The following is a 12,917-nucleotide window of genomic DNA, read 5'->3' on the forward strand; positions in this document are numbered from 1 at the left end:
TCGCATTAATGTTTATTGAACATTATTTATTCAAAAAAAAGACCCGGCCATTTAGCGGGTCTTTTTAATTCAAAGGTCGTTTTCTATTTATAGCGAAAATAATTTATAAGCCAGGGCAAGGCTAAAAACGTTTACTCGTGTATGTGAATTACCATCACCGTAAGCAATTTTATTTAAACCGCCTTCATAACGTAAATCAACAGAAAAGCTTCTGATATCAACACCGGCACCAACCTGAAAACCATAATTGGCACTTTTATAATTTAAATGGGTAGCCTCACCAGCAGATTCTGCAAAACTTTGATTTTTATCTACAGCAAACGATAGCACAGGCCCACCATAAAAGCGACCACCTAAGCCAAATGCACCTATTTTACCACCTAATAATAGTGGTACATCAATACTGGTAAATTTAGCTTTGTTCTCAGGCTCATTAGGAGCATTCACATTAATATTCTTGCTGGTGAGATAAAGTTCTGGTTGGAAATTAAAGCCCAAACCACCTACTCTGGCCCAAAAACCCGCTAAATAACCGGCACGGTTATTATTGTTAAATACTCCGTTTGAAGGAAAAGAGGCATAGTTTAAACCTCCTTTTACACCAAACGAAAAATTGGGTATTACCTGGGCAGAAGCCATACCAATAGTAAATAAACAGATACTTAAAGTTAAAATAATTGTTTTTTTCATGTTTTAGAGTTGTTTTTAAGGTGATTGATGCGCATGCGTTAATGCTGTTGTAAACTAAACGTTTTATAATTAGCAATATCCGGCTCATAATGTTTTATAATTTTATATAAAACGCTATGAGCCGGATATCAGGATTTAAAATCTGGGAATAAAAATATAAATTTTTTACAGAATCAATGTAATTCTATTTACCAGGATAGTCGTCCCATATAATAATCAAGTACTTTATTATAAATATAACAATCGTACCGGGAGTTAATAAGATTGATGTTGGCCTTGTCAAAGTTATTTTTGGCTACTACAAAATCAACTGAAGTTAGTACGCCCGCATTGAAACGAATCTCGGCTGTTCTGAATGATTCTTTGTATGCTTTAACCTGTTCTACCAATACATTATACCTATTATAAGCCAGCGTCATATTCACATAAGCTTGCTCTACATTCTGGCGTAAAACATTCTTGGTGTTTTCTTCTATGTATTTTGATTCCTGTAGATTAATTTTAGCAAGCTTCACCTTATTCTGGTTTTGAAAATAGTTCAAAATAGGTATGGTCAATCTTATACCGAACTGCGTGCCATAGTTGTTTTTAAACTGGTCATAATAACCTATGTTTTTGTAGGTATTATCATACTGTGTTGTATAAACTGTGCTTTTGCCTGTAGGCGTATTAATAAATTGCTTAGTTGGCACAATAGATGAATCGCTAACTGTAGCATTTTGTGCGGCACTGGAGTAGTTAGTTGTTATTCCGCCGAATAAAGAAATTGTAGGTGACAAAGCCCCTTTGGCTACCTTTACGCCCTTTTCGGCGCTTTGCCGTCTCAATTCAGCAGCCTTTACATAAGCCAGCTGCTTTAACGCAGTATCAAATACCTGGTCAGCATTTTCACCGGTTTGTTTAGCAACATCCTGCACACTTATAGGTTCCAGTTTTATGTTTCTGTTGTAAGGAATATTCAGTATTTGAACCAGGCTTAATTTTGATGCCTCCAGATTATTCTTGGTATTTACTAAGTTAAGTTCGTTATCTCCATAGGTGCCTTTTAGATCATATAAGTCCGAAGGCAATTTGTTAGCACCATCCTTTTCTAATATCTCCAGCCGTTCAACTTGCTTCTTTGATACATCAAGCTGATTGTACGCCTGATCTAATAGCTCTGTATTATCTAATACTAAAAGATAAGCGGTTATCACATTAATAGTTACCTGGTCTTTTGCCTGTTGAAAATCCATTTTACCAGCCTGATAGGCTAATGACGTTTGTTTAATAGCATTTAAGTTTTGCAGACCGCTAAACAGGGTTAAACTAGCATTTAGGCTGTAATTGCCAGCTGTATATGACTGAGTCACATAACTATTCGTAAAAGGATTGATACTACGACCACTGTTAAGACTATGATCAACCTGACCGTTTAATGATGGCAAAAGATTCTCTTTAGCCTGAGTATAACCTACCTGCAGGCGCTGCATTTGAAGAGCATTTTGTTGTACTACCAGGTTGTTTTTTATAGCAACATCTATACATTGCCTTATGGTTGTTAAGGTATCTGTTTGTGCCTGGGTTTTGAAAGCCGATAGTACTATCAAACCAAAAAATATAAATTTAAAGTATCGCATTATTGTATAATCAGAGTTGTTTTGAAGATTCGATTTTACCATCTAAAAGATTAATGATACGCGAACCGTATTCCGCATTTTTTTCAGAGTGAGTTACCTGAATAATAGTAACCCCATCTTCTTTATTAAGCTTACGGAATAGTTCCATGATCTCCTCCCCTTGCTTAGAATTCAGGTTACCTGTAGGCTCATCGGCCAGTAATAATTTAGGTTTGGCTATCAGCGCACGGGCTATACCAACCAATTGTTGCTGCCCTCCGGATAGTTGTGCAGGGAAAAGATCTTTTTTACCTACAATATTAAAACGATCTAATATATCAGCTACCATAGCTTTACGCTCAGCCCCCTTAAAATCCTGATAAATTAAGGGTGTTTCTATGTTTTCATAAACAGTAAGTTCATCAATTAAATGGTAAGCCTGGAAAACAAAGCCGATATATTGCTTGTACAAAGCAGAACGCTGTTTTTCTTTCAATTGATGTACCGCATGACCGGCAAAATAGTGGTATCCTTCAGATGGTTCGTCAAGCATACCGATGATATTAAGTAAGGATGATTTACCCGAACCCGATGGGCCCATGATAGACACAAACTCGCCTTGGTCAATTTCAAGACTAAGATCATTAAGAACAAAATTTTTAAGCCCGCTTACCTGGTAATATTTCGAAATATGTTGGAGTGATAGCATTTTAAATAATTGTTTTGGTTAGTACGTATAAGTTTTTGTTTAAAAATATCAATTCATTTCATGCAATTAAGTATCAATAACATACCAAAGTATTAATTATCTAAAAATCAATCAATTATATCAATCATTATCATGAATACTGTTCGCTTACGTAACACGGAGCGTACGGTTATGATACAATGAAAAAGCCGAAAGCTTAAGGCAGAAAGTTAAAATCTTTCTTGTCCTAAGCTTTCGGCCTTTTGCTTATTCGCTGCGTAAACTTTTTACGGGATTAGTTACCGCGGCTTTAATAGCCTGGAAGCTGATGGTTAAAAGGGTAATGGCTATTGCCGCCACAGCCGAAATGAGAAAAACTCCTGGCCCTATGCTTATACGGTAATCATATTTTTGTAGCCAGTTTTGCAAAAAGTATAAAGCCAGCGGCGATGCAATAACACAACTGATGATAACCAGTAGTACAAAATCTTTAGACAACAGAAACCATAATTGACTCACCGTTGCACCTAAAACCTTACGTACACCTATTTCTTTAGTACGTTGCTCCGCGATGTAAGCGGCTAGTCCAAATAAACCTAGACATGATATAAAAATGGCCAGGCCAGCAAATATGCCTGATAATTTTCCGATCAATACCTCCTGACTAAATTTGCGATTGTAATCGTCATCAACAAATCGATAGGTGAAAGGATACGCTGGGTTATATTTAGAAAATATCTGGCCAATTTTTTCAACAGCATTATGCGGATTTACGTTTGGTGAAAGACGATAAATAATATTGTCCTGCGGATAAGTGTTGTACAAAAACATGGTTGGATCAGGTTTGGCAAACGGCGAAACCATCAGCGCGTCCTTTACCACACCAATTATTCTGTATGTTTTTTTCTCGCGTGTAATTAACTGATTGATAGGATCTTTTAACCGTAATCGTTTGATGGCAGTTTCGTTGAAAATTATATTTGAGGTGTCTGATGCTGCCGAGATAAAATTCCTACCTATCAACAGGTTCATTCCTAAGGTCTTGAAATAATCATCAGCAACATCTATATTCCCCATTTCCACAGTTTCACCAGCCAGCTTCCCTGGCCATTGATCAATATTGAAATGCGAGTAAACGTCTGTTGCCGGGCTTGATGAATTAGTCATACTTTCTACCACCCCACTTTGCAGAAGATCATTTTTTAACGCAGCATAATTTTTAACCAAGTCACTACTCATATTGGAGGTTAACAGATGGTTGATACTATATCCTGTTGGCCGGTTTTTAGCATACTGTATCTGCCTGTAAATAACGACTGTACTGATGATAAGTGCTATGGAACAGCTAAACTGCGTAACTACTAAAATTTTTCGGGAGAATGTTGCGGAACGTCCTACTTGTATAGTTCCCTTTAATACCTTAACCGGATTAAATGATGATAAATAGAATGCCGGCCTGCTACCCGCAACAAGGGCCGTTATCAGTACACAACCCATCATCACCAGCCAAAAAACAATGCTGCCGAATGGAATGCGGATCATGGTTCCGGTGAGCGCATTGAATGGGCCCAATGCTATTTGCACAAAAAGCAAAGCAAATAGAAAAGATACAAAAGTAGTTAATGCCGATTCTGTTAAAAACTGAAATATAAGGTGCTTACGCTGAGAACCTATAGCTTTACGAATACCTACCTCTCGTGCACGTTTCTCTGATCGTGCTGTAGTTAAATTGATAAAGTTAACACAGGCTATCAACAGCACTAAAATACCAACAACGCTAAATATGCGTATATATTCAATAAACCCACCGCTGGCTATTCCGTTTTTATATTCCGAATATAAATGCGAATCCTGCATGGGTTGCATGATCACTTCAGAGTTTTTAGCATTGACGTTATCCTCACTCTTCTCCATGTTTTTAATTTTAGGAGCTACCTGGGCATAAGAGGTACCCGCTTTTAGTTTGGTATATATTACAAAACTATTCCATCCAAAACTTCCGTGTGATCCTTTTACCCATGCCTGGGTCTGTTCCATGAAACTGAATGGAATAACATACTTAAATTGTAATATCGAATTAGAAGGCACATCCTTAATAACTCCAGTTACTTTGAAGTTATATGCATTATCAACTTTAACTATTTTATTGATTACATCATCAGTACCAAACAAGGCTATAGCTGTGGCGCGTGAAAGCACAATGGAGTAAGTGTCTTTTAATGCCAAACCGGCATTTCCCTGTAGCATGGGATATTTGAATACATTGAAAAAATCACTTCCCGATAGTATACCATTAAGGTAAATCTTTTTGTCGCCTACCATCAAACCATGTGAGCTCCCCCCGTCCGATTCAGCAACATATTCAATTTCAGGAATAGTGGTACGCAATGCATCAGCTAATTTGAGCGATGTAGAACTGAATGTAAGTGTTTCACCATTACTATTAAAATTGCGTCTTACCTGGTATGATCTATTCGAGTCTGGTAAAAATTTATCATATGAATACTCATTATTTACCCAAAGGGCAATGAGCAATGCAACCGCCATCCCGGCAGCCAGTCCAAGTATATTTATGGCGCTGTAAACTTTATTACCTACCATATTGCGCCAGGCTATTTTTAAATAATTTTTGATCATATTTTATAAATTCGAAACTCTAAATGTTAAATCTTAAGCTATAAAACTCTTTATTCTCTACTATTCACTCCGTAAACTCTTTACAGGATTAGCAGTTGCCGCCATAACGGAGCGATAGCCTACTGTAATAGAGGCAATAATAAATGTAGACAGGATAGATGTCAGAAAGATACCCGGCCCAATGGTTATACGATATTTAAAATCCTGTAAATAATTGTGCATAGCCCACCAGGCTAATGGTGCGGCAACTACAAAAGCGATGAGTAATAAATAAGTAAACTCTTTACCAAACAACCATAATATGTGCATGGTATCCGCTCCTAATACCTTACGTACCCCTATTTCTTTGGTTTTGCGTACAGCCATAAACGATACCAGGCCATATAAACCTAGGCAACCTATCAATATGGCTATACCGGCAAATGCCTCAACTAGTTTTAGCTGTATATTATCCATTTCGTAAAACTTGCCAACGCTATCGTCAAGAAACTGGTAGGAATAAAGTTCTTCGGGGAAGGTTTCGTTCCATATTTTTTCAAATGCAGCTAATGAAGTTTTAGCGTTACGCATGTTTATTTTAACTGCCAATGTAGAATATGACCGGTAATCGGGCATGATACAAATGGCTGATATTTCGGTATGAAAGGAATAGTTATAAAAATCCTTTACTACACCTACAATGGGGGCCTTAATTGTTTTACCATCTATGGCTAGCATTTTACCGATCACGTCCTGAGGTTTAAGATTAAGTTTTTTCACAAAGGTTTCATTTACCAAAAACTCATGGGTTGTATCAGCTGGAAAAAAGTTTCGCCCGGCAACCAACTTCATCCCAAAGGTTGATAGAAAGTTTTCATCACCTTGTTTGGTATTGATACCCCAGTGCTCATCTTCGCCCCGATGATTGAAATTAACGTCGGTGCTGTTATTTGATTGAGCAGCAGGTGCCTTATAGCAATAAGATGATTTTTCAACACCCTGTACTTCATTGATCCGATTACGTAAAGTACTCAGCTTAGCTTTATCCTGCTGCGGTATGGGCAGCAATACAACGGCATCTTTGTTAAAACCCAGGTCGGTAGTTTGGGAATAATGTAATTGTGATACAATAATTATTGCCCCTATAATTAATACCTGTGAAATGGAAAATTGGGTAACTACCAGTATACGACGTAGCGAAAACCCGCCTACGTGCTTTTGTGAAAGCTTGCTCTTAAGTGCCAGTATAGGTTGAAAACGGGCCAGTACCAAACCCGGATATGATCCGGATAAAAACACAACCAACACACTTATCAGCATAATAAATACCGAGAGCTGAAAAAGCTTAAAAGTCATTTGTGATTCAAACAAATTATTGATTGCTGGTAATGCAATAAATGACAAACCTATTGCTAGAATAACTGCAACAAAGGTAATTAAAGCAGTTTCGGCAATAAACTGCCAGAATAACTGGTGAGGAAGGCTACCCAAAACCTTTCGCACCCCTATCTCTTTGGCCCGGTTTAAGGCTTGAGCGGTAGCCAGGTTAACAAAGTTAACGCAGGCTGTAATAATCAGGAACAAGCCTATAAAAAATAAAGCCCATAAGTATTTTTTATCGGCATAACCATCCAGATCCGAATTAAAGTGGATATCTGAAAGTGGTTGTAATTTAAATTTCCATACCTGTAAATCGCGACCTGTGTAGTGTTTTTTAACAATAAGCGCCATAGCACTATTAGCACTTTCCATTGTGGTTGATGGCTTTAACAAAGTAAATACTTCACTCCCACTAAAAACGCCTCCCCAATTGTCCTCGCGCTTTTTACTACCAGTATATTCGTCCATGTTACCATAAGAAACATATACTTGTTGTTTACGATCTGTATTGGCGGGTAAATCTTTCAGCACACCGGTAACGGTAAAATTAACCTTATTATCCACGCGGATAACTTTACCTATCGGATTATCATCACCAAAATATTTTCTAGCAATTTTTTCGGTTACTATAGCCTCACCAGGCTTTACCAGTACCGTTTTTTTATCACCTTTTAATAGCGGGAAATTTAAAATATCGAAATATTCCGGCTCCGTAAAGGCCACGCCATTATCTTCCTTAAATTTTTTCACCTGATTTCCTTGAGTGATAGTAATCAGATTATCGTGAAAGCTGATCACACGGGCTGTCTTCTCTGCCAGCGTAAAATCATTACGAAAGGTTTTTCCTAAAGGTTGGGGTACCCCATGCGATCTGCCAATACCATCATCATGCCATTCAGTATATAGCCGGTAAACCCTATCTGAGTTTTTATGAAAATTATCAAAGCTGAGATGATAAGTAATGAGTGTAAAAATCAAAATACCGCAGGTAATGCCCAGTGCTAATCCTGCAACACTGATAAATGCGTAAGCCTTGTTGCGTTTTAAATTTCGCCAGGCTATTTTGATATAGTTTTTGATCATAATTAAATTCTAAATACCAATTTTAAAATACTAAACAATAAACTGTGGTTACTCGCTACGCAAACTTTTTACCGGATTTGTTAATGCCGCTTTTATGGCCTGGAAACTGATAGTTATTAATGTAATTACAATAGCTGCTATTGCCGATAATACGAATACAACCGGGCCAATAGTTATACGATAATCATATTTTTGCAACCAGTGTTGTGGAAAATAAAATGCTACCGGCGATGCGATAATACAGCTTATGCCTACCAATAAAATAAAGTCTTTTGACAGCAACAACCATACCTGGCTTACTGATGCGCCCAATACCTTACGTATGCCTATTTCCTTTGTTCGTTGTTCGGCAACGTATGCGGCTAATCCAAATAAACCAAGGCATGATATTAAAATGGCGAGGCCCGCAAATATTCCTGCCAGTTTACCAACCAATATTTCCAGATTAAATTTATGATTATATTCTTCATCAACAAACTGGTATATGTACGGATAGGCTGGGTTATAGGAGTCAAATATTTTAGTAAGGTTTTTTATTGCATCCTGCGTATTGGCATTAGGCAATAAACGGTACATAATATTATTGGCCACGTGACCATGACTAAAAATAGCTGGTTCAACCGGTGTAAACGGCGAGTCCATCAGGGCATCTTTTACTACTCCAATAACGCGCACAGGTACAGTGTTACCATTCCAGGTTACTAGCTGATTTATTGGATTTTTCAAACCAATTCTTTTTACGGCGGCTTCATTAAGTATAACACTGGTGGAGTCGGCTGTCCAGCTGTGGGTAAAATCACGGCCTTCTTTAAGTGTCATTCCCAGGGTTTTAAAATAATCGTCAGATACAAAAACGGCAGCAATGTTCACCGCTTCATCACTGGCGCTTTTGCCCGGCCATTTATCAAGAGACATATGGCTGTATATATTGGTAACCGGGCTGGAAGCCGCAGCAACGCTTTCTATATACCCACTAGCTAGCAAATCGTTTTTTAAAGCATCATATTTCGTATTCAGATCCCCGCTCATATCGGTCATCATTAACCTGGCTGCATTATAACCCGTTGGCCTGTCTTTGGCATGTTGTATCTGTTGGTATACAATGATTGTACTAATGATTAAAGCAATAGAACAACTAAACTGTGTTACTACCAATATTTTACGAGGTAAAGATGCCGATTTACCTTCTTTAATGGAGCCTTTTAAAACCTTCACCGGGTTAAATGATGATAGGTAAAATGCGGGCCGACTCCCAGCCAATAAACCAGTTAGCAGCACATAAATTAACATGATGCCCCAAAATATTGAATTGGTGTATGGTATACTGATGGCGCTGTCAACCAGCGAATTGAAATATGGCAAAGCAAGCTGTACAAATAATATCGAAAATAAAAAGGCGATAAAAGTAATTAGCATAGATTCGGCCAAGAACTGAGTGATCAGGTCACTGCGCTGAGAGCCGATCGCTTTTCGTACCCCAACCTCTCTGGCTCTGCGTTCAGAACGAGCGGTTGAAAGGTTCATGAAATTGATGCAGGCAATAAGTAATACCAATATACCAATGATGCTAAACATCCGAACGTAATCAATAAAACCGCCAACCGCCTTGCCATTTTTAAAATCAGAATAAAGATGCCAATCTTTTAAAGGATGTAAAATCACTTCTGGTTTTCCCGGTCTCATTTGCGGACTATGTTCATATACCAGATTCTTAATTTTAGGCGCAATTTGTTCAACAGTTACACCTGGCTGTAACTCTACGAAAGCATTGAATGAATTATTTGTCCATGTGGTACGGGCGCTTTTCATCCAGCTTTCTGTTTGTTCTTTAAAGCTAAATGGAGTTAGAAAAGTGAACTGTTTGGTAGCGTTTTTAGGAATATCCTTTATTACACCTGTTACTTTTAAGTTCTGCTGATTATCAATACGGATGAATTTATTTATCGGATCGGCATTACCGAATAAGGCTTTAGCGGTCGACTCATTTAAAACAATAGAATAAGGATCGGTTAAAGCATCTTTAGCACTACCTTTAACAAAAGGATATTGAAATATCTTTAAAAAATCAGGAGCCGCTGCACCCCCGTTTAAATAAAGCTTTTTATCACCAACCACTAATGAATGCCACTGCCATCCTACCCAGTCTGTTTCGGCAGCGTACTTTATTCCGGGTATCTCTTTTCGCATAACATCAACCAATGGAATAGCCATAGCGGTTTGCGTATGTTCGCCATCGTGCTGAGTAGTAAAGTTTAATTCAACCTGGTATAACTGTTTATAATTGGGCAAAAATTTATCAAACGAGTATTCATTCACTACCCACAACCCAATGATGAGCGCAACAGCCATACCGGCTGCTAATCCCAATATGTTAATGGCGCTGTAAACTTTATTGTTGACGATATTACGCCATGCAATTTTCAAATAGTTCTTGATCATGATATTTTAAAACTTTAAATCCGAAATTGAACATTCGAAATCCGTTTATTCGTTCCTTAAACTGTTCACTGGATTAGATAAAGCAGCTTTTACAGCCTGAAAACTGACTGTTGCCAGCGCTATCAACATGGCCAGTATGCCGGCAGCCGCAAAAACCATCCAGTTTATAGTTATCCGGTATTGATAATTCTGTAACCAGTTGTTCAACGCCCACCAGGCAACCGGGAAAGCGATAAGGCAGGAAATTCCTACAAGTTTTAAGAAATCTTTTGACAGCAGACCTGTTAAACCGGCAACAGAAGCCCCAAGTACTTTTCTGATGCCAATTTCTTTGATCCGCCGCTCAGCTGTGTATGCCGCCAATCCAAATAAACCAAGGCACGAGATAAGGATAGCCAGTGACGCAAATACGCCTGCCAGTTTACCTGTTAAAGCTTCCGTTTTAAATATTTGGTCAAAATCATCATCCATGAATTTATATTCAAAAGGATAACCAGGATTATTGGCTTTAACGATAGCGCCAATTTTTACCAGTGCATCCTGCAAATTCACATTTCTTTTGATATGAATACTTAACACATCTGTTCCGGTTGGATTGTTATATAGTACAAGCGGAGCGCTTACTGCGTACATATCGTTGTAAAGGAAATCTTTAACTATACCAGCTATCTCATAGCTTTTGTTACCAACATTTCTGATAATTGCTCCTACATGCCCTTGTTTGCCCATTTGTTTGGCAAGCGCCTCATTAATAATCACGCTATTGCTATCCAAAGATGAATTAGGATAAAAATCTCTGCCGGATGCCAGTTTCATCCCCATAGTCCGTACAAATTGAGAACTTACATTTTCAAAGGAAATCAGCGGATTTTGTGCTGGCTGTTTCCCCTCCCATGAGTAATTATCGGTATTTTTCCATATCTGCAAGACCGGAAAATCGCTTAATGAGGCATCCTCAACCACACCACTTTGTTTAAGTTGCTGATAAATGCTTTCAAAATGTGCTGAAAGTTTACCTTGTGTGCTTACATAAATCAGGTCATTCTTATTGTAACCCAAGTCCCTGTTTTTTACGTGCTGTATTTGCTGGTAAATAATGATGGTACCAACAATGAGTATGATAGAAATAGAAAACTGAATAACCACCAATCCTTCTCTGATAAAACCTGCACCAGTTGGTAATTTCATACTCTTTAGTACCGCGATAGGGTTAAACGATGAAAGATAAAACGCAGGGTAACTGCCTGCCAGTAGACCAGTAACAACGCCAATAGATACTAAATAAGTAAGATGAAGTGGCTCAGAAATATTAATAGACAACTCTTTTTGAACCAGATTATTAAATGATGGCAGTATAATATACATAAACCCAATAGCTATAAATACTGCTATAAAAGACATCACAATGGCCTCACCAATAAATTGAGCTATCAACTTGCCTTTACCCGCACCCATCACTTTACGTACACCAACCTCCTTGGCCCGTTTCTCTGACCGGGCGGTTGAAAGGTTCATGAAGTTAATGCAGGCTATAATAAGAATTATAAAAGCGATGATGGAGAATAAACGTACATACTCAATGCGCCCGCCGTCCATTTTTCCATTAACAAAATTATCATGCAGGTTCCAGTCGTTCATGCCAAAAAGAAAGCATTCTGTTTTGGTGCCGTTATTTTTGCTGGCTAAATAATGTTGTAATTTTTTATTAACCCCGTTAACATTAGCTGATGATACCAATTCAACATAGGTAAGTGTCCAATTGGCACTCCATTCCATCATCCAGGGCATTTTGTGGTCAATATTGGCTAATGGAGCCAGCCACTGAAACTTAAATGTTGAATTCTTAGGCAGATCAGTAAAAACCCCGGTTACTGTATAGTCTTGTTCGTTATTTATTTTTAACGTTTTGCCTACCGGATCTGAATCACCAAAAAACTTTCTGGCCATGGTAGCATTAATAACAACCGAATGTAATTCAGTAAATGCGTTGGTGATATCTCCATGAACAAATGGCATTTTCAGCATTGAAAATATTTCGGGATCCGCGTAGCTCCCCTCTTCATTAATCGTCTTTTCGCCCAATGAAAACAATAAATTATTGGTGCCACCTGTACGGGCAATATTCTTTATCTCGGGTATTTCGGCTTTGATTGCTTTGGCCATCGGGCCTGGTGTTGCATGAAAGGTGGACATTTTACCTTCGTATGTTTGGTTTTCATAAATGGTATACAGGTTATCCCGCTTCTCAAAATTATGATTGAAGGTCAATTCGTCTTGTACCCATAAAAATATGAGCGAAGCGCAGGCTATACCTGTAGCTAAACCGGCAATATTTAAAAAGCTGTAAGCGCGGTTTTTGAGCAGGCTACGAAGGGTGGTTTTAAAATAGTTACCTATCATTGTAATAGTTTTAAGTTTTATGA

General features: G+C 38.1%; 7 protein-coding genes. All 7 read right to left on the reverse strand.

What is annotated here, in order from left to right:
• Nucleotides 1-87: 87 nt before the first annotated feature.
• Nucleotides 88-690, reverse strand: coding sequence for a porin family protein (locus BW976_RS10585; protein WP_076373213.1), 603 nt, complete (start codon nucleotides 688-690; stop codon nucleotides 88-90).
• A gap of 188 nt (nucleotides 691-878) precedes the next feature.
• On the reverse strand, nucleotides 879-2,309 hold the full coding sequence (locus BW976_RS10590; RefSeq protein WP_076373215.1) for a TolC family protein: 1,431 nt from the start codon (nucleotides 2,307-2,309) through the stop codon (nucleotides 879-881).
• Nucleotides 2,310-2,319: 10 nt separating this feature from the next.
• A complete protein-coding gene (locus BW976_RS10595) occupies nucleotides 2,320-2,997 on the reverse strand; it encodes an ABC transporter ATP-binding protein (RefSeq protein ID WP_076373217.1) in 678 nt (225 codons plus the stop codon).
• Between the two features lie 246 nt (nucleotides 2,998-3,243).
• A complete protein-coding gene (locus BW976_RS10600; RefSeq protein ID WP_076373218.1) occupies nucleotides 3,244-5,613 on the reverse strand; it encodes an ABC transporter permease in 2,370 nt (789 codons plus the stop codon).
• 60 nt (nucleotides 5,614-5,673) lie between these two features.
• Nucleotides 5,674-8,055, reverse strand: a complete 2,382-nt coding sequence (locus tag BW976_RS10605) for an ABC transporter permease (protein ID WP_076373220.1) — start codon at nucleotides 8,053-8,055, stop codon at nucleotides 5,674-5,676.
• Nucleotides 8,056-8,103: 48 nt separating this feature from the next.
• Nucleotides 8,104-10,494 (reverse strand): ABC transporter permease, encoded by a 2,391-nt coding sequence (locus BW976_RS10610; RefSeq protein ID WP_076373222.1) that lies wholly within the window; start codon nucleotides 10,492-10,494, stop codon nucleotides 8,104-8,106.
• A gap of 45 nt (nucleotides 10,495-10,539) precedes the next feature.
• Nucleotides 10,540-12,894, reverse strand: a complete 2,355-nt coding sequence (locus BW976_RS10615) for an ABC transporter permease (protein ID WP_076373224.1) — start codon at nucleotides 12,892-12,894, stop codon at nucleotides 10,540-10,542.
• Between the last annotated feature and the right edge of the window lie 23 nt (nucleotides 12,895-12,917).

The sequence above is a fragment of the Mucilaginibacter lappiensis genome, assembly GCF_900155965.1.
In the GTDB taxonomy this organism is placed as follows: domain Bacteria; phylum Bacteroidota; class Bacteroidia; order Sphingobacteriales; family Sphingobacteriaceae; genus Mucilaginibacter; species Mucilaginibacter lappiensis.